Annotated in this window: 18 protein-coding genes; 4 read left to right on the forward strand and 14 right to left on the reverse strand. The window is 62.4% G+C overall.

The window, feature by feature from the left end:
* Nucleotides 1–13: 13 nt before the first annotated feature.
* Nucleotides 14–1,219: an acetyl-CoA C-acetyltransferase gene (locus DKB71_RS24895; protein WP_408598079.1), complete on the reverse strand. Its 1,206-nt coding sequence runs from the start codon at nt 1,217–1,219 to the stop codon at nt 14–16.
* Between the two features lie 611 nt (nt 1,220–1,830).
* Here DKB71_RS24895 and DKB71_RS24900 point away from each other — a divergent pair.
* Entirely contained in the window at nt 1,831–2,637 is an 807-nt protein-coding gene (locus tag DKB71_RS24900) for a c-type cytochrome (RefSeq protein WP_408598081.1), read from the forward strand.
* A gap of 504 nt (nt 2,638–3,141) precedes the next feature.
* On the opposite strand, the gene DKB71_RS24905 is transcribed toward DKB71_RS24900, so the two are convergent.
* The 7 genes from DKB71_RS24905 to DKB71_RS24935 form a co-directional block, all read right to left on the reverse strand.
* Complete coding sequence (locus DKB71_RS24905) at nt 3,142–3,951, reverse strand: transglutaminase domain-containing protein (RefSeq protein WP_408598083.1); 810 nt, start codon at nt 3,949–3,951, stop codon at nt 3,142–3,144.
* Nucleotides 3,948–4,898, reverse strand: coding sequence for an alpha-E domain-containing protein (locus DKB71_RS24910; RefSeq protein WP_274073133.1), 951 nt, complete (start codon nt 4,896–4,898; stop codon nt 3,948–3,950). Before DKB71_RS24910 ends, DKB71_RS24905 begins: the two co-directional genes overlap by 4 nt.
* Before the next feature lie 12 nt (nt 4,899–4,910).
* Nucleotides 4,911–6,320, reverse strand: coding sequence for a circularly permuted type 2 ATP-grasp protein (locus tag DKB71_RS24915; protein WP_408598085.1), 1,410 nt, complete (start codon nt 6,318–6,320; stop codon nt 4,911–4,913).
* Between the two features lie 358 nt (nt 6,321–6,678).
* A complete protein-coding gene (locus tag DKB71_RS24920) occupies nt 6,679–7,023 on the reverse strand; it encodes a ribonuclease E inhibitor RraB (protein ID WP_007971898.1) in 345 nt (114 codons plus the stop codon).
* 220 nt (nt 7,024–7,243) lie between these two features.
* On the reverse strand, nt 7,244–7,477 hold the full coding sequence (locus tag DKB71_RS24925; protein WP_408598088.1) for a hypothetical protein: 234 nt from the start codon (nt 7,475–7,477) through the stop codon (nt 7,244–7,246).
* Between the two features lie 87 nt (nt 7,478–7,564).
* The gene (locus DKB71_RS24930) at nt 7,565–7,756 is read right to left on the reverse strand and encodes a PLDc N-terminal domain-containing protein (protein WP_008061810.1); all 192 of its coding nucleotides are present in this window, start codon (nt 7,754–7,756) and stop codon (nt 7,565–7,567) included.
* An 82-nt stretch (nt 7,757–7,838) separates the two neighbouring features.
* Entirely contained in the window at nt 7,839–8,369 is a 531-nt protein-coding gene (locus DKB71_RS24935; protein WP_408598090.1) for a hypothetical protein, read from the reverse strand.
* Nucleotides 8,370–8,546: 177 nt separating this feature from the next.
* Between DKB71_RS24935 and DKB71_RS24940 the strand changes: the two genes are divergently transcribed.
* Together DKB71_RS24940 and DKB71_RS24945 are read left to right on the forward strand one after the other, a co-directional pair.
* The gene (locus tag DKB71_RS24940; RefSeq protein ID WP_408598092.1) at nt 8,547–10,028 is read left to right on the forward strand and encodes a methyl-accepting chemotaxis protein; all 1,482 of its coding nucleotides are present in this window, start codon (nt 8,547–8,549) and stop codon (nt 10,026–10,028) included.
* A gap of 120 nt (nt 10,029–10,148) precedes the next feature.
* Nucleotides 10,149–10,514 (forward strand): Mpo1-like protein, encoded by a 366-nt coding sequence (locus tag DKB71_RS24945; protein ID WP_274073128.1) that lies wholly within the window; start codon nt 10,149–10,151, stop codon nt 10,512–10,514.
* Nucleotides 10,515–10,527: 13 nt separating this feature from the next.
* Here DKB71_RS24945 and DKB71_RS24950 read toward each other — a convergent pair whose 3' ends face one another.
* The 3 genes from DKB71_RS24950 to DKB71_RS24960 form a co-directional block, all read right to left on the reverse strand.
* The gene (locus DKB71_RS24950; RefSeq protein WP_408598095.1) at nt 10,528–11,325 is read right to left on the reverse strand and encodes an acyl-CoA thioesterase; all 798 of its coding nucleotides are present in this window, start codon (nt 11,323–11,325) and stop codon (nt 10,528–10,530) included.
* Between the two features lie 224 nt (nt 11,326–11,549).
* Complete coding sequence (locus tag DKB71_RS24955; RefSeq protein WP_274073126.1) at nt 11,550–12,308, reverse strand: CHAD domain-containing protein; 759 nt, start codon at nt 12,306–12,308, stop codon at nt 11,550–11,552.
* A 90-nt stretch (nt 12,309–12,398) separates the two neighbouring features.
* On the reverse strand, nt 12,399–12,677 hold the full coding sequence (locus DKB71_RS24960) for a hypothetical protein (RefSeq protein WP_008061821.1): 279 nt from the start codon (nt 12,675–12,677) through the stop codon (nt 12,399–12,401).
* A gap of 218 nt (nt 12,678–12,895) precedes the next feature.
* Here DKB71_RS24960 and DKB71_RS24965 point away from each other — a divergent pair, with 218 nt between their 5' ends.
* The gene (locus DKB71_RS24965; protein WP_274073125.1) at nt 12,896–13,936 is read left to right on the forward strand and encodes a patatin-like phospholipase family protein; all 1,041 of its coding nucleotides are present in this window, start codon (nt 12,896–12,898) and stop codon (nt 13,934–13,936) included.
* A 115-nt stretch (nt 13,937–14,051) separates the two neighbouring features.
* Here DKB71_RS24965 and DKB71_RS24970 read toward each other — a convergent pair whose 3' ends face one another.
* From DKB71_RS24970 to kdpC, 3 genes are all read right to left on the reverse strand, one after another.
* Nucleotides 14,052–14,750, reverse strand: coding sequence for a response regulator (locus DKB71_RS24970; RefSeq protein ID WP_408598098.1), 699 nt, complete (start codon nt 14,748–14,750; stop codon nt 14,052–14,054).
* 48 nt (nt 14,751–14,798) lie between these two features.
* Nucleotides 14,799–17,450: a DUF4118 domain-containing protein gene (locus DKB71_RS24975; RefSeq protein WP_408598100.1), complete on the reverse strand. Its 2,652-nt coding sequence runs from the start codon at nt 17,448–17,450 to the stop codon at nt 14,799–14,801.
* Nucleotides 17,451–17,571: 121 nt separating this feature from the next.
* Nucleotides 17,572–18,117: a potassium-transporting ATPase subunit KdpC gene (kdpC, locus tag DKB71_RS24980; RefSeq protein WP_408598102.1), complete on the reverse strand. Its 546-nt coding sequence runs from the start codon at nt 18,115–18,117 to the stop codon at nt 17,572–17,574.
* Nucleotides 18,118–18,198 lie beyond the last annotated feature (81 nt).

Here is an 18,198-nt window from a genome sequence, read left to right on the forward strand (position 1 = left end):
TTGAAGTCCGGGCTCAGAGGCGTTCGATGATGGTGGCAATGCCCATGCCGCCGCCGACACACAGGGTCGCCAGGCCATAACGCAGGTGCCGGGCTTGCAGCTCATCGAGCAGCGTGCCGAGAATGGCGCAGCCTGTTGCGCCCAACGGGTGGCCCATGGCAATGGAACCGCCGTTGACATTGACCTTGTCCGGGTCGATGGCCATGTCCTTGATGAACTTCAACACCACCGAGGCAAACGCTTCGTTGACCTCGAACAGGTCAATGTCTTCGACCCGCAGCCCGGCCTTGGCCAACGCCTTGCGGGTGGCCGGCGCGGGGCCGGTGAGCATCAGGGTCGGGTCGGTGCTGGTGACCGCCGTGGCGACGATCCGCGCCCGCGGCTGCAGGCTCAACGCCAGGCCCTTGGCTTCGGAGCCGATCAACATCAACGCCGCGCCATCGACGATTCCGGAACTGTTGCCGGGGGTGTGGACATGATTGATCCGCTCCACCTGGCTGTAGACCCGCAGCGCGGTGGCGTCGAAACCCATTTGTCCGATCATTTCGAAACTAGGCTTGAGCTTGCCCAGGCCTTCCAGGGTCGATTCGGCGCGGATGAATTCATCATGATCGAGCAGGATGATGCCGTTCTGGTCCTGCACCGGCACCAATGACTGTTTGAACGAGCCATCGGCCCGCGCCCGCGCGGCTTTCTGTTGCGAGTGCAGCGCGTAGGCATCGACGTCCTGACGGCTGAAGCCTTCAAGCGTGGCGATCAGATCGGCGCTCACACCCTGGGGAATGAAATGGCCGTGAAGGTTGGTTGCCGGGTCCAGCGCCCACGCCCCGCCGTCGCTGCCCATGGGGACTCGCGACATCGACTCGACGCCGCCGACCACCACCAGGTCTTCGAAACCGGAACGGACTTTCATCGCCCCCAGGTTCACCGCCTCCAGCCCCGAGGCGCAGAAACGATTGATCTGCACACCGGCCACGCTGACGTCCCAATCCGCCACCTGGACCGCGGTCTTGGCGATGTCGGAGCCTTGATCGCCAATGGGCGTCACGCAACCGAGCACCACGTCATCGACCTGGCTGGTATCCAGGTCGGTTCGCTGTTGCAGCGCCGTGAGCAACCCGGCCACCAGGCTCACCGGCTTGACGCCATGCAAGGCACCGTTGGCCTTGCCTTTGCCACGGGGCGTACGTAACGCGTCGAAAATGAAAGCTTGGGTCATGACGTCCTCGAACCGCAATGCAGGTGAGAAAAATACAGCCCTCACTGTTGGCCCATGGCGTCATGGATTCAATGACCGCAGCGCTCACAGGCATTGACGCTCACGCTCAGACGGACGGTCATCCCGCAGCCGGTGAACCGGTTCAGGACACGCAGGTGTCTAGCAAAAGGCCGCCCAAGAAGCTGGCAATAGGCCTCATGCCTTTTTAATAGCATCTTGTGAGAACACCATACTAAATGGATCTAAACCAAGCGTGACGCGGGCTCTAAGGTGAAGGTGTACGAAGTTGTCGTCGGGTTTTGCCGAGGCGCTCGTCCTACAGGAAGTGCAGCGTTTGCCGTCAGGAGATGTGCAGGCAGGCATCAGGAAATAACAAAAAAAAGGCGGTCAGCCATGTTCAAACAATCGAAAGTTCGTCAAGCCGGGCTCATTCTTTTCGCCACCACTCTGTTGTTGATTTTGCCGAACCTGACCAAGGTGATCGGATAGTCGTTCTTTGGAAAACGGCGCAAGATGTTTTATCGCCAAGTAAAAATGTGACTGGCTTCCTTCCCGGGCCAGCGTGGCTGTGCCAACCTTTGCGGCACTTCCACGACAGGGATGGCGATCATTTGAAAACGCTCATTGTGTTCGGGGCCCTGCTGCTCAGTACGCCTCTTCATGCCGCACAGCTGAACCTGGAGCTGGGCGCGAACAGTCGCACGTGGCAAACCGAGGAGCTGCTCAAGCACCCTCAGGTGCAGACCATCAACATCAGCAATGACGTGTCCTACAAGCGTGACATGGCCTACCGCGCCGTGCCGCTGGCCGCGCTATTGACCGACATCAAGCCTGACGACCACCTGCAAGCCGTGGCGCTGGACGGCTTTGCCGCCGAACTGGCGGCCGCCCCGCTGCTCAACACCCAGGGCGCGCGTGCCTGGCTGGCGATCGAAGACCCCGCCAAGCCATGGCCACCGCTGGCGGAAGGCAAGCACAGCGCCGGGCCGTTTTACCTGGTCTGGACCGATCCGCGGGCAGGCAACATCAGCCCGGAACAATGGCCGTTCGAGGTCGCCAGCATCAAGCGCATGGCCCCCGTGGCCGAGCGCTTCCCTGCCCTGCTGCCGGATCCTGCGCTGAAGGCCGATGACCCGGTGAACCAGGGTTTTGCGCTGTTCCAGAAAAACTGCCTGGCGTGCCATCGCTTGAATGGCGCCGGGGATGCGCAGTTCGGCCCGGACCTGAATATTCCCTTCAACCCCACCGAGTATTTCGGCGCGGATTTCCTCAAGCGCTATATCCGCGACCCGCAGAGTTTGCGCCAATGGCCCCAGGCGAAGATGCCGGGGTTCTCGGCCGAGGTGTTGCCGGATGAGGATCTGGGGATGCTGGTGGGGTATTTGCAGCATATGGTCGGGCGCAAGGTAAAACCCTGAACACCTTGTAGGAGCCCGGCTTGCCGGCGAAGGCGTCCGATAGACTGGCGCAATGTTCAAGGACGCCTTCGCCGGCAAGCCGGGCTCCTACAGGAGAAGGCGGCCGATAGTCTGGCGCAATGTTCAAGGACGCCTTCGCCGGCAAGCCGGGCTCCTACAGGAGAAGGCGGCCGATAGTCTGGTGCAATGTTCAAGGACGCCTTCGCCGGCAAGCCGGGCTCCTACAGGAGAAGGCGGCCGATAGTCTGGCGCAATGTTCAAGGACGCCTTCGCTGTAGGAGCTGGCTTGCCAGCGAAGGCGCCCGGAAGACTAGTGCAATGTTTAAGGACGCCTTCGCCGGCAAGCCGGGCTCCTACAGGAGAAGGCGGCCGATAGTCTGGCGCAATGTTCAAGGACGCCTTCGTTGTAGGAGCTGGCTTGCCAGCGAAGGCGCCCGGAAGACCAGTGCAATGTTCAAGGACGCCTTCGCCGGCAAGCCGGGCTCCTACAGGGTGTGCAGCTGATTACTGTTGTTGCACCGAGATGACCGGTGCGGGCATCGGGGATACAAACACCTTCGCATGCATCTGCTCACACCCACCCCCGCGGCGCATGCCGCGCACCGGGCAGGCGTCCAGGTAATCCAGGCCCACCGCCAGTTTCAGGTGCCGCTCCGGTCGCGCCAGTTCATTGGTCACGTCGAAGCTGTACCAGGCGTCATCCAGCCAGGCTTCGGCCCAGGCATGGCTGGCCAGGTGTTCGCTGTTTTCGCTGTACAGGTACCCCGACACATAACGCGACGGGATGCCCAGGCTGCGCGCGCAGGCGAGGAATGCGTGGGTGTGGTCCTGGCACACGCCTGAACGCCCGGCGAAAGCCTGCGCGGCGCTGGTGTCCACTTCGGTGGAGCCCGGTGTGTAGGTCATGTGCTGGTTCAGGCCGTGCATCAAGTCGATCAGCGCCGTACGATCGCGGCGCTGCTTGCATGCCTTGTCGGCGAAGGCGCGCAGTGCCTGGTCGGCCTCGGTCAGCCGGGTGAAACGCAGGAACGGCAAGGCCGACTGGCTCTCGTGCTCAGCCTCGCGCAGCTCGTCGATGTCGACCTGGCCACGGGCGCCGATGATGATCGCCTCGTGGGGCTCGTCCATGGTCAGCACATGCAGGATGTTGCCGAACGGATCAAGTTGCGCGCGCACTGGCCGCGGCAGATCCAGCTGCCAGCTCAGCACGTGCTGGCGCTCGCTGTCGTGGGGGGTCAGCCGCAGGTACTGGATGCTCGCCCGCACCTGATCCTCGTAGTGATAGGTGGTCTCGTGGCTTATGGAAAGTCTCATGCAGCCTCCAGGTAGGAACTGTGAATGGCATTGCCCAGCTGGCGCACCAGCGGGATGAACTCGGTGAGCCAGGCATGCAGGCCTTCGTCGAGAATTTCGCTGATGCCGGTGTAGCGCAATCGCGCATCGATCTCCGCCGCCAGGCGCTGTGCCGGGCGGCCGTTGGCCCCCGGAAGCTGGGCGAGGATCTGGTCTATTTCTTCGGTGCAGGCGCGCAAAGAGCGCGGCACATCGGCGCGCAGCAGCAGCAACTCGGCCACATGCCGCGCACCGGGTGCGTCACGGTAGATCTCTGTGTAGGCCTCGAAAGACGACAAGGCCCGCAACAAGGCGCTCCACTGGTAGTAGGCGTGGGCCGTGCCGTCGCTGACCGCTTCGGCCTGGTCGCCGGCCATTTCATAGCGGGCATCGAGCAGGCGCAGGGTGTTGTCGGCGCGTTCGATGAACGTCCCCAGGCGAATGAAGCGGAACGCGTCATTGCGCATGATGGTGCCGTAGGACGCACCACGGAACAGGTGGGAACGCTCCTTGATCCACTCGCAGAAACGGCTCATGCCGTAGCGGCTCAGGCCCTGTTGGGCAATGCCGCGAATCTCCAGCCAGGTGGCGTTGATGTTTTCCCACATGTCGGCGGTGATGCGCCCACGCACCGCATGGGCACTGGCCCGTGCGGCGCCAAGGCAGCTGTAGATGCTCGCCGGGTTCTCCGCGTCCAGGGCAAAGAAATGCAACAGCCGTTCGGCATGCAGCGCGCCGTGGCGTTCGAGGTAATCATCCAGGGTGCCGGTGATCAGCAGCGGCATGGCCAGTTCGTGCAGGCCGTCGCCGCGGCCATCCTGCGGCATCAGCGACAGCGAATAACTGATGTCGAGCATCCGTGCGAGGTTTTCCGCCCGCTCCAGGTAACGCGACATCCAATACAAATCCGAGGCAGTTCTACTTAACATGTCAGGCTTCCTTCATTCCTCGACCACCCAGGTGTCCTTGGTTCCGCCGCCCTGGGAGGAGTTCACCACCAGGGAGCCTTCGCGCAGGGCGACACGGGTCAAACCGCCGGGTACGACCCGGGTTTCGCGGCCAGACAATACAAACGGACGCAGGTCGATGTGGCGTGGTGCGATGCCGCTTTCGACAAAGGTCGGACAGGTCGACAAAGACAGCGTCGGCTGCGCGATGTAGGCATGGGGCTTGGCGATGATGCGCGCGCGGAAGGCTTCGATTTCCGCTGCGGTGGCCGCCGGCCCCACCAGCATTCCGTAGCCGCCGGAGCCCTGGGTCTCCTTGACCACCAGCTCTGGAAGATTGGCCAGAACGTGGGAAAGTTCAGATGGATTACGACACTGCCACGTGGGCACGTTCTTCAGGATCGGTTCTTCGTCCAGATAGAAACGGATCATGTCGGTGACGAACGGATACACCGATTTGTCGTCCGCCACCCCGGTACCGATGGCGTTCGCCAACACGACATTGCCGGAACGATAGGACGACAACAGCCCCGGCACGCCCAGCATCGAGTCGGGATTGAACGCCAGCGGGTCGAGGAACGCATCGTCGAGTCGGCGGTAGATCACGTCGACGGCTTTCGGTCCGTCGGTGGTGCGCATGAACACCTTGTCGTCACGCACGAACAGATCCGCGCCCTCCACCAGCTCGACGCCCATTTCCCGCGCCAGGAACGCATGCTCGAAGAATGCGCTGTTGAAGCGCCCCGGTGTCAGCACCACGACACTCGGGTTATCGATCGGGCTGGAGCTTTTCAGGGTGTCGAGCAACAGGTTCGGGTAATGGTCGATCGGGGCGATGCGCTGGGCCGCAAACAGCTCGGGGAACAGGCGCATCATCATCTTGCGGTCTTCGAGCATGTAGCTGACGCCGCTGGGTGTACGCAGGTTGTCTTCGAGCACGTAGTAGGTGCCGTCACCGTCGCGCACCAGGTCGACGCCGGAAATGTGCGAATAGATATCCCGGTGCAGGTCGAGCCCCTGCATAGCCAACTGGTATTGCTCGTTGGCCAGCACCTGCTCGGCGGGAATGATCCCGGCCTTGATGATGCGTTGCTCGTGGTAGAGGTCGGCGAGGAACATGTTCAGCGCCTTGACCCGCTGGATGCAGCCGCGCTCGACCACCCGCCATTCACTGGCGGGGATGCTGCGCGGGATGGTGTCGAAGGGAATCAGGCGCTCTGTCCCCTGCTCATCACCGTAGAGCGTGAAGGTAATCCCGGCGCGATGAAACAACAGATCGGCCTCGCGTCGCCGTTGTGCCAGAAGCTCGTCAGGCGTTTCGGCCAGCCAACGGGCAAACTCCCGATAATGCGGGCGGACCTGGCCGCCGGCATCGTACATTTCATCAAAATAGGTGCGGATCATGCCGTACTCCTTGTCACCCGGACATCCAGGCCTTCGCAAGGCCCGTGCCATCGGCAGAAACGCTTAGATTTCAATCGGTTGGATATTCACTACGCGAGCACCGCACCAATCCTGTGCGGCAAATGCCCCAACCTGACTGCCCCCGCTTCATTGCAAGGCGTTGTTGTCGCCCATCACTAGCATATTCTGTAGGAGCCGGCTTGCCGGCGAAGGCGTCATTAGGTCATGCGGCGTTCTTCGGGGACGCCTTCGCCGGCAAGCCGGGCTCCTGCAAAACCGTGTGGAATTTCCATCGGCACAAACGAAAACGGCCAACCCGAAGGTCAGCCGTCATTGCCGAGTGTCACTGTTCATAAGATTATGCGAGTCGCCCTCGTACCTCCTGTTTCACACCCCAGCCTTCGATGATACCGCCCAGAGGCTCTACCACTGCCTCGAAACCCTGTTCGAAATCGCCGATGTCGTCGTAGGTCGCATACATGACCTTGCACAACTCCAGCGCCCAAGCGCCATCGTCGCGCACACTGACTTGCGCATCCAGGGATTCACCACGGTGGAAATGTCCTGCCGCCCTGCGTGCCCGCTCCTCGTCCGGGAAAATGGCGTAGAACTCGATGGGATGGAACCGGGAAAAGTCGAAACCGCCTTCTTTCATGCGGCGCAGCACACTGCTGCTGATGTCTTCTTGATAGGCTGTGCTCATGAAACGTCCTCCTCAAACTGATGGATAGACTTTCCGTACTCCCTGGGTGCGCGACCCAGAGGGTACGCACGAATCGACAACCAGATGTCGATGGGAAACAAGCATGGAGCTGACAAGACCAGACCTTAGCGATCCATTCGCTGATCTCGATTGCAGAGTAGCCCCAAGATAGAGGCGCTGCCAAGGCCTGGTTTTACAGCAGTCAAGGACAAGAAGTGGTTCAGATGGGGGTAATGCTGCGGATTTCGATACTGTTCTGGGTTTTCAGGTTTTTTACGCCTGCATCGCTGGTTCGCCCCTCCAGATCATTCAGATCCAGTTCGGCGGCCACAGGAAGGAGCCGTTCCTTGATGAGTCTGGCGGCCTGCTCGTGATTCGGGCACTCGTCGCACTCGAAGACTTCGTCGATTACTTCACCATGATCATCCACGAAAGTGACTTTCCACTTTTGCATCGGTGCCTCCTCGATAAAACCCATGAATGGGCCTACATCTATCTCGACCTTGGACGCCGGGCAAATGTTCCGGCGAGTGTTCTTTCGTCAGACGCGTACATTTCCTCGCGGCCCTGCGATGGCCCAGATGATCAGGCCCAGAACCGGCAGCAACAGGATCAACAGCACCCAGAAGATCTTCATCCCGGTCTCGGCGCCGCTTTTGAGCACGTTGATGATTGCCCAGATGTCCAAGGCAAGAATGATCAGGCCAACCAGGCTATTGAACGTGGAACCCATGATGACGCTCCCGAAGAGTGGTATGCCCTCATAGGATAGACGGCCCTGACCAGGGTTCCTTTTTTTTGACAGCTTTACCGATTCAGACGTGGATCGCCACTTTCAAGGCTTCCAGCGAGGGGGTGGCGGCGATGCCGACTTCGGCGCACAGCTCCAGTACCCGTGGCACGGCATTGCCGTAGACCAGGACCACTTGCAGTTCATCATCCAGCAACTGGCTGAAGTTCATCAGCGTGTAACCGCCGTTTTCCTTGTTCAGGCTGCTCATCTGCACCTGGATGCGATTGAGCGCGGTCAGGGCTTCGGTCTTGGCCAGCTGCTTGGGTTTGAGATTGAACTCCACCCCCGGGCCGAACGAGGCAACGATCTGGGCAAACAGGTCCATGTAGGTGTCGGCCTGGAACAGCACGGTCTCGGGCAGGCTGCCAACGACCACCCACTCACCCAGCGGGATCGGGAAAGTGTCGTCGTAGTTGATGTCCGGGTTGGCGCTCAGGAAAGCCGCTGGATCAGCGTAGGCCTGGGCCGCTTCGTCAGCGACTTTCTCGATTTCGTCATCGCCCATGCACCCGGAGCTGATGTTGCTGATGAGTTCGATGAGTGCGGCTTTCATGGGGGCGGATCCTGTAGCAAGTAATTTTCTGGGCGCGAAGGATAGCGCATTACGCCCGGCGATGGCGGCGAGCAAACATTGCTCGTGATCTTGACCCACATCAAGCGATCAGCCTACGAGTAGCGGCACAATAATGGCACCTTGCCAAAACTGTTTCCGCTATCAGAGAAGACCTCCATGGGTGCCTGGCTTAGCAACATCTCGTTGAAGTACAAATTCTGGGCGGTCAATGCGGTCGCCTTCGTCACCACGCTCCTGCTGGTGTTTTATGCCGTGCACCTCGAGCAACAGGCCCGCAGCCATGCCGCCCAGGCATCGGCCCAGGCTCAGGCGCGACTGCTCGCAGACTGGCCTGCCGGGCAGCCGCTGCCCAAGGCAGAGCATCTGCTGACTTTCGATCAGGGCCAGGCACCGATGCTCAACGGCCAGCCGCTGCAGGCACTGGCCGATGCCAACGGTTGGGTCGAGCTCAATGCGCTGCCGTATGTCGGTGACAACCTGCCGATCGGCGCCGAAGTCTTCACCCGCGAGGATGGCCAGCGGGTCGCGCTGATTGCCCATGGCCCAAGCCTGGCCCAGGTGTTTGGCGAGCGTTTCGCCAACTATGCGGTGGCGGTGTTCATCCTGATGCTGGCGATGCTTGGCGCCTCACAGTTGTTGATCCGTTTTTTGCTCAGCCAGCTCAATACCTTGAAGGACGTGATGCTGCACGTCGAAAAAACCGGCGACCTGTCGGCCCGCGTCCCGCTGACCTGCAGCGACGAAGTCGGGCAGATGGCCAACGCTTTCAACGCCATGCAGGCCGGTTACCAACGCGTGGTCGGCACCGTCGCCAGCACGGTCCGGCAACTGGACGACGGTGCCGCACGCCTGGCCTCGAGCATGAATGAAGTGCGTCACGGCATGCTGGGCCAGCAGAGCGAAACCGATCAGGCGGCGACGGCCATCAATGAAATGACCGCCACCGTCTATCACATCGCCCAGCACGCCGGTGCCACCCGCGACCTGTCGCAATCGGCCGACACCCTGGCCGGCAGCGGCCAGGAAGTGGTGATGCGCGTGCAGCGATCGATTGCCGGGCTGTCGACCGGGGTGCAGCAGACCGCCGAGATGATCCAGCGCCTGGCCGAGGACAGCCAAAAGATCAACGGGGTGGTCAATGTGATCCACAGCATTGCCGAGCAGACCAATCTGCTGGCGCTGAACGCGGCGATCGAAGCGGCCCGGGCCGGTGAAATGGGCCGTGGATTTGCGGTGGTCGCCGATGAAGTGCGCAACCTGGCCAAGCGCGTGCAAACCTCCACCGATGAAATCACCGTGATGGTGTCTGCTTTGCAATCGGGCACTCGCGATGCGGTGGACTTCATGCAGGAGAGTTCATTCAAGGCCGACGAATGCGTACAGCAGGCGCAGGAGGCCGGGGCCGCGTTGGCGCAGATCACCGGGGCGGTGGCGCAGATGCGTGAAAGCAACACCCAGATCGCCGTGGCGGCCGAGCAACAGAGCCAGGTGGCCGAAGAGATGAACCGCGCGGTGGTGAGCATTCGCGATGTGACCGAGAATACGGTGCGCCAGACTGTCAGTTCGGCAACCACCAGTGACGAGCTGGCGGCGTTGGCCGGTCAGTTGAGCAAGGCGATCGGGCAGCTCAAGCTGTAACGGCCAACATCGAGAATGCCCATGATCGCTATCGCTTCGATAGCCAAGCTTGATTCGCCGCCTGCAATGACCGGGCCTATCCTTGATTCATCAGTTCAACATGGATCGAGGATCAGCATCATGGGTAAACGTCACCCCAACCTTCCCGCCTGGCAATGGCGTGCCTACCCGAACAATCACCAGCACCCGACCAACCTGGTGCTGCACCTGATCGCCGTGCCGTTGTTCATCGTCGCGTTCCTGCTGATCGTCACCGGGGTGTTCGGCCTGAACCTGGCGAACTTCGCCATCGGCATCATCGGCGTGATCGCCGCACTGGGTTTGCAGCGTCACGGCCATACCCTGGAGCTGCAAGCCGCCGAGCCGTTCAGCGATCGTAAGGATGCGGTCTCGCGCCTGCTGGTCGAGCAGTTCCTGACCTTCCCGCGATTTTTTCTCAGCGGCGGCTGGTGGCGCGCCTGGCGGGAGCGCCACCGTCGGCACTGATCAGGCGAATTGATCAGGCGAACACTGTCACCGTCTGCCGGCTCATGGCAATCAACCGCCCCTCCTCGTCCCACAGCTTCGCCGCGGCATGGCCGTAGCCGTCGGCGGCATGTTCGGTTTCAACCAGGTACTTGCACCAGTCCAGAGTGCTAAGCGCCAGTAACGGCTGGACGAATTCGATGGTCCAGGTCAGCGTGCTGCCCATCGCCGGTTGCTTGAGGAACGGCATCAGGGCCGGTGGCCAGGCATCGACCAGCGCGAGGATATGGGCCTCGGTGACCGGCTCCTCCTTCACATCGCCGCGCAAGCGCACCCAGCCGCCCATCTGACGGGATGTACTGCCGGAAAACGGCAGCCCGCCAACACTCCAGCGCATCGCCAGATGCTGCATGAATTGCGGGACCACGCCCTCGATGAAAGGCAGTTCCTGGCAGTCCTCCCAATGCTTCATCTCTGGCGCCGGTTCTGCCTTTACCTTCACTTGCGATGGACGCGAAGCGCCGAAGCTGCCCTGGACCAGGGTCACCACCTGGCCCTTCTGCATCGCCCGGCCCAGCACCTGGCTGACGGCCTTGCCCTCGCGCAGTACATCGACTTCAAAACTGACCGGCACGTCGGGTTCGACCGGACCGACAAAGGTGATCGCCAGCGAGCGCACCGGCCGGTCCGCCGGCACCTGGGCGCGCATGGCTTCGTATTGCAGAGCGGCCACCAGGCCGCCGAAGCTGGCGCGCCCTTGTGCCCATCCGGCCGGGATCGACAGTTCGCGTGGCTGACGGCGGACAGCGTCGAGCAGATCGCAAAAGCGCATGAAGACCTCAAGAAAAGGATAAAGATGAGGGGATCTTAACCAGCTCACGGAGGCTGTACAGTGCCTATTCCGGTCAAATTGACTGACAGATGAGCCGTCTGTGCCCCTGTAGGAGCGAGCTTGCTCGCGATGGACGTTAACGATAACGCGTTCATCCTGAATGTACGCGGTGTCCTTGAGTCCATCGCGAGCAAGCTCGCTCCTACAAAGGGGCCGTGGGGGTTTCAGGATTTGAAGCAGTCGGCGCTGAGCTTGTCCAGGACGCGGTCGGCGCGCTGTTCGGCCTTGGCCATGGTGGTTTGCCAAACGGCGACACAAGGCTGCAGATCCGCCTCCTGCTCGGCCATGGCCAGCCATTGCACACAGTCATGCCAGTCCCCCAGGGCCCCCTGGGCTGCTTTCAAGCGGGGCATGGCGGCCTTGGGCAGGCGATCCAGTTCGGGATAGGCGTCGATGCCGTAACGCACACGCTTGATCAGCAGGCGCAAACGATGACGGTCATGGGCGGGATCGTGCAGGGCGCTGTCGAGTTTCTTCCACTGCTTGTCCAGGCGTTTTTCGATGCGCTTGACGAGCCCCTTGAGCAACCCCTGGCGTTGGGCGGCGCGCAGGAATCGCGGGAAGGCATCGAGGATCATCAGCAGCTGCGCCAGCTCATTACTGGTCGCCACCGCGGGATAAGCCTTGGCCATTTGCGCCATGCGTCGCTGCGCGGCTTGCGGTTGATCGTGCTCCAGCAAGTAGGCCGCCATCACTTCACGATCGCGCAATGGCGTGGTCAAGTCACCAACTGCGGACGCCGCCACTTCCAGCTGCTCGACGCCGGGCAAGCCACGCAAGGGCCGCAACAGGCTGCGCAACCGGCGCATCGTGGTGCGCAAGTCGTGCAAGGCCTCAGGGTCGGTATGGGCACTCAAGCGTGCCTGACAGGCCAGCAGACGAATTTCCAGGCCCAGGACGCGGGCGACCAGCCGGTTGATCATGGGATTTACTCCGTAAACAGCTGCAAGCTGCAAGTTATAAGCTGCAAGCGAACTCACTTGCAGCTTGCAGCTTATAACTTGTAGCTGCTTCTATCGCCCCGCGCGCGATTCACGAATATAGAAACGCGCCTTTTCGGCCTTTTTCGAGCAGCCCTCGAAGCCTTCGAATTGCTGCTGGGTCTTGGCCGCGGTCAGCAGCGACAACGCCTTGGAGTAGCTGACGGTACCGGCGAAGCCTTCGGCCTTGGCCAGGTCCAGCTCTCGCCACGCGGCATCGAGCTGGCTGCCGCAGCTGTCGCGATAGGCGGTTTTGCCGGCACAACCGGCCAGTGCCAGGGCAATCAGTGGCACACAGATCCAGGCTTTCATTTCTTACACCTCAAAGATAGGAAAACAGTCATGCAGGTAGGACGGTCTGGCGGGCAAAAAGTGCCGTCCATCGCCAACGCAAACCCTGCGGCGGGAGAATACCCATCAGCCGCCATGGAGTGTCGAAAAAACGACCCATTCGCGCGACCGAACGACCTGCCGATTGAAGCGGGCCCCTCGAAGGGTGCATTGTTGAACCATTCAAACGAGGGCGATCAATGAAAAAGCGTGTCGCACTGGTGTTGGGCTCGGGTGGAGCCCGGGGCTATGCCCATATCGGCGTTATCCAGGAAATCGAACGGCGTGGCTACGATATCGCCTGTATCGCCGGTTGTTCCATGGGTGCGGTGGTCGGCGGGATCTACGCCGCCGGCAAACTCGATGATTATCGCGACTGGATCGAGAGCCTGGATTATCTCGACGTGCTGCGCCTGGTGGACGTCAGTTTTCGTCTAGGGGCGATCCGCGGGGAAAAGGTCTTCGGGCAGATCCGCAAGATCGTGGGTGAAATCAATATCGAAGACCTGCGCATCCCCTATACGGCGGTGGCCACCGACCTGACCAACCAGCAGGAAATCTGGTTCCAGGAAGGCTGCCTGCACCAGGCCATGCGTGCCTCGGCGGCCATTCCCAGCCTGTTTACGCCGGTGATGCAGGGCAATCGCATGCTGGTCGATGGCGGCATCCTCAACCCGTTGCCGATCGTGCCGGTGGTGTCGAGCCATTGCGACCTGATCATCGCGGTCAACCTCAACTCCACCAACCAGCGTCACTACCAGTTGCCGGTGATCCAGCGCCCGGCCGCGTTCAAGACCCGCTTCGACAGCCTGATCAATTCCCTGGGTTCGAAGATGCCGTTCCGGCGCAAGCAGGCCGAGCAATTGCTGCTGCTGGAGAAGGAAGCGCTGTTGGCCGAAGCGGCGGAGATCAACCCTTGGGTCGAGTCGGCCAAGCCTGACTCGCAACAACCGGCGGCCGCGCCCGAGCAGGACGGCGCGCCGAAATCGGCCACAGGGTCGTTCATCATCGACAACGTGGGGCCGGCGTCCCTGCTGGACTTGATCAACCAGAGTTTCGAGGTGATGCAGACCTCGTTGGCGCAATACAAGATTGCCGGGTATCCGCCGGACATCCTGATCAACGTGCCGAAGCGGGTGTGCCGGTTTTTCGAGTTCTACAAGGCGCCGGAGTTGATCGCGCTGGGGCGGGAGATTGCGCGCGATACTTTGGACCGGTACGAGAATGAGCGGGATTCCTGAGGTTCTTGGGTGAATGTGCGGGCCTCTTCGCTGGCAAGCCAGCTCCTACAGGGATCTCAGCGTCCTCTGTAGGAGCTGGCTTGCCAGCGAAGAGGCCCCCACAGGCAACACAAAATCAGAGACTGCCCTCACTCAATAACCGATACCCCACCCCCGCCTCGGTCACGATGAACCTGGGCTGTGTCGGGTCATCCGCCAGTTTCTGGCGCAGGTGCCCAACCACGATCCGCAGGTAATGCGTGTCTTCGGTATGGGTCGGCCCCCAGATGTCCTTGAGCAATTGCTGCTGGGTGATAACCCGTCCGGGATGCCGTGCCAGTTGCGCCAGCACCGCGTATTCCTTGCGGGTCAGCGCGACTTCGCTGCCATCGAGCAAGACCCGGCGATAGGCCAGGTCCACCATCAGCGGGCCGAAGGACAGCGCCGCTGGCTGGGTTTCGCCCACCGGCGCCTGGCGCAGCAGCGCACGAATCCGCGCCAGGAATTCCTGGATGCCGAACGGCTTGGTCACGTAGTCATTGGCGCCGCCATCCAGCGCCTCGACTTTCTGCCCTTCAGCGGCCCGCACCGAGAGCACCAGCACCGGCACCGTCGACCACTCGCGAAACTCGCGCAACACCTGTTGGCCGTCCATGTCCGGCAAGCCGAGGTCGAGCACCAGCAAGTCCGGCTTGTTCAAGGCCGCCTGTGCCAGGCCTTCGGTGCCGGTGCCGGCCTCCAGTACCTTGTAGCCTTGGGAAACGAGGCTGATGCGCAGGAATTTGCGGATCTGCGGTTCGTCGTCGATGACCAAAATGGTCGCGGTCTGGCTCATGAATTCACGTCAACACAAAGAAGTGGCAAGAGAGTAGCGCACGCACGATCAGGCTTCACCCTCATATCCGGGCTGCGCCTGCAGCGGCAAGTGCAGGGTGATGCAGGTGCCGCGCCCTTCGATGCCGTCGGCGACGCTGATCCGCCCGCCATGGGCACCGACCATGCCCTGACAGATCGCCAGCCCCAGCCCGGTGCCCTGCCCGCCCCGGTCGCCACGGGCGGCGGTGTAGAACATGTCGAAAATCTTCGCCCGCTCGTCCTGCGGAATCCCCGGGCCTTCGTCGCTCACCGAGAAAAACAGCTCGGTGTCGTCCGCCCCGGCACGCAATTGCAGGCGCCCATGGGCGGGGGAAAACCGCGCGGCGTTTTCCAGCACGTTGACCAGCGCCTGTTCGATCAGCGCCGCATGCACGAACAGCAGCGGTAGCTCCCCCGGCACTTCAGTGCTGACCTGCAACGGCGCCAGCACCGCGCGCAGGCGATTGAGCGCACTGCCGACGATGTCCGCCGGTGACACCCAGTCCCGCGCCAGCTTCAACGCGCCGTGACCGAGGCGGGTCATGTCCAGCAGGTTCTGAATGTAGCGATCGAGGCGTTCGGCTTCATCGCGGGTGCCTTCCAGCAGTTCACGGCGATCCTCCAGTGGAATGGCCTCGCCGAGGGCCAGCAGGCTGTCGATGCTGCCGCGCATGGAAGTCAGTGGCGTGCGCAGATCGTGGGACACCGACGCCAGCAAGGCACTGCGCAGTTGTTCGGTTTCGCCGTGCAACCGCGCGGCTTCCAGGTCATCGACCAATTGCGCGCGGGCCAGTGCCTGGGCCAGCGGCTGGCTCAATGCGGTCAACAGACGCCGACGCTGGCCGCTCAAGGTCTGGCCCTCTTTCGCACACACACCGAGCAGCGCCAGCGGACCGTCCTCCACCGACAAGGGCCACCACCACCAACGGCCGAACGGTAAAGTCCCGGTGCCCGCGCCCGCCGGTTGATCGTGCTGCCAGGCCCAATCGGCGGCGGCGCGTTCGGCTTCGGTGAATTCCAGCGGGCCACCGGTCTCGACTTTCCAGCCGCTCTGGCCATCGCGGTTGAGCAGGCACAGTTGCACATCGCTCCAGCCGTTGAGGTGCTGGGTCGCCGCGCTGACCACGGCCTGGCGGTCGGTGGCGGCGGTGAGTTTGCGCGACAGGTCGAGCAGTTCGCTGGTCTCTTCCTGGGTGTCACGCAGGGCCTGCAATTGCCGGCGCTGGCGCGCCGCGAGGTTGCCGGTGAGGGCCGCCATCAGCAGGAAGAACAGCAAGGTCAGGACGTCTTCTTCGCGCTGGATGCTGAAGGAAAAATTCGGCGGAATGAACAAAAAATCGTAGGTCAGGAACGACAACGCCGCACAGGCCAGTGCCGGGCCCAGACTGCTGCGCACCGCCACCAGCAACACGGCGGCGAGGAACACCAGCGAGATGTTCGGCAACGGCAGCACGCTCGCCACCGCCCAGGCCAGGGCAGTGGCCAACACCGTCGCCACCACAGCCAGGGCGTAGTCGAACCAGACCAGCGACTGCATTGAGCGCTGGCGTGGCTGATGCTGTTCATGCTCGGTGTCGAGCACGTTGATTTCCAGCCCGCGGGCGTTGCGCAGCAAGCGCGCCGCCAGGCCGCCACCAAACAGGCGACGGCGCAGGCGCGGCCGCGACTGGGCTACCAGCACCAGGCTCGCGCGGCGTTCGGCGGCGTGCTGGATCAGGGTTTTCGCCACCTCGCCAGCCCGCAGCAGCACCACTTCACCGCCGAGGCGTTCAGCCAGTTGCTGGGCACTTTGCAGGCGCAGGCGCGACTGCTCGTCACGCAGGCTGCCGTTGTCCACATGCACCAGGCTCCACGGCAGATGCCGTCGCTGGGCGACGCGGCTGGCGTGACGCACCAGGCGCTCGGCCTGGGCATCGCCATCGACGCCGACCAGCAAGCGACCACGCACCGTGGGCGCCGCCTGCCCCATCTGGCGATAACCCTGGGTCAGGTCGTTGTCGACCTGGGCGGCGGCCGTTTGCATGGCCAGTTCGCGCAGGGCGGTGAGGTTGGTCTGGGAGAAAAACGCATCGATCGCCGCCCGCGCCTGCTCCGGCACGTAGACCTTGCCGTCGCGCAGGCGCTCGAGTAATTCCCGTGGCGGCAGGTCGATCAGCAGCAGTTCGTAGGCTTCCTGCAACACCCAGTCCGGCAGGGTTTCGCGCACCTGCACGCCGGTGATGCCGCGCACCTGATCATTGAGGCTTTCCAGGTGCTGGACGTTGACCGTGGTGTACACGTCGATGCCGGCGGCGAGCAGTTCCTGAATGTCCTGCCAGCGCTTTTCGTGTCGGCTGCCGGGGGCGTTGGTGTGGGCCAGTTCGTCCACCAGCACCAGCCTTGGCTTGGCCGCGAGCAGACCGTCGAGGTCCATTTCCTCGAGCTCCACGCCACGGTATGACGAGCGCACCAACGGCAGTTGCGGCAAGCCGCCGAGCAACGCTTCGGTCTCGGCGCGGCCATGGGTTTCGACCACGCCAGCAATGACTTTCACGCCCTGGCGCAGTTGGCTGTGGGCGGCTTGCAGCATGGCGTAGGTCTTGCCTACACCGGGCGCGGCGCCGAGGAACACCTTGAGCCGGCCACGGCCATCGCGGGGCAGGTCTGCTAACAGCGCGTCGGCGCGGCCGGAGTCGCTCATTTGTCTTTGCCTTGTTCGATTTGGGATTTGGGTGTGGCCTCAAAAGATCGCAGCCTGCGGCAGCTCCTACAGGGGATCGGCGGACACCTGTAGGAGCTGCCGAAGGCTGCGATCTTTTGATTTAGAGCTTTTCCAGCGCCTGATTCAACTCAAGCACATTCACCACGGGTGGGCCCACCAATGGCCGCTCGATGTGCGCATCCAACAGATTCTGCAGGGTCGCCACCGGCAGATTGCGCGCTGTCGCGACACGCGCCAGTTGATAGGCAATCGCGGCCGGTGGCAAGTGCGGATCGAGGCCGCTGCCAGAGGTGGTGAGCATTGCCAGCGGTACCGGCCCCTGCCCTGGGACCTGGAGTTTGTTGGCATCGTCGATCACCCAGGTGGCCAGGGCCGGGTTGCTCGGCGACAGGTTGCTGGCGCTGCTCGACACGGTGGCAAAGGCACCGGCCGATGGCCGTGGGTGGAACCAGGCGTCGCCGACGAAATCCTGGGCGATCAGCGTTGAGCCGCGAACCTTGCCGTCGGCATCGCGCACCAGGCTGCCATTGGCCTGGTCCGGGAAGGCGACCTGGGCCACGCCGGTGACCACCAGGGGATAGGCGACGCCGGTGATCAGGGTCATCAGGACCAGCAGGCTCAGGGCCGGGCGTATCATTGTGGACATTTCAAAATCCTCGAATTCGGCGAAAAAATACAGCGTCCAGTCAGGTGGACCGTGTCGCATTCTTCGCGAGCAAGCCCGCTC

The organism is Pseudomonas sp. PLMAX (assembly GCF_046042685.1).
GTDB classification, from domain to species: Bacteria; Pseudomonadota; Gammaproteobacteria; order Pseudomonadales; family Pseudomonadaceae; genus Aquipseudomonas; species Aquipseudomonas putida_AE.